The sequence below is a fragment of the Mesorhizobium sp. M4B.F.Ca.ET.203.01.1.1 genome, assembly GCF_004791025.1.
In the GTDB taxonomy this organism is placed as follows: domain Bacteria; phylum Pseudomonadota; class Alphaproteobacteria; order Rhizobiales; family Rhizobiaceae; genus Mesorhizobium; species Mesorhizobium abyssinicae.
In genome coordinates, this window is the sequence record NZ_SRUO01000218.1 from 1 (window position 1) to 284 (window position 284).

General features: G+C 67.3%; 1 pseudogene. It reads right to left on the reverse strand.

Annotated features, from left to right (window positions below):
• Window positions 1-284 (reverse strand): annotated as a pseudogene (locus tag EN846_RS35545) (hypothetical protein); the annotation flags it as partial.

The following is a 284-nucleotide window of genomic DNA, read 5'->3' on the forward strand; positions in this document are numbered from 1 at the left end:
GGGATGGGCGAGCTTGACGCCTAGCGCGCCGTTGACGCTGCCCGCCATCGGCCCGAAATCGCCGGGCTTGCGGAAGTTCTGGCCGGGCGCGATCTGCAGGTAATAGCCGAGCCAGGCGAGATGCGCGCCGGCGTCGGCAAGCACGATCGCATTGTCCGGCAAGCGTTTCGACAGCGATTGCGCCATCTGTCCGGGGTGGATCTTGCCGGTCAGATGCAGGATGTGCTCGTCGCTGTAATCGGTCGCCTCGCGGTCCGCCGGCAGGCTCGGCTCGAGCATGTCCG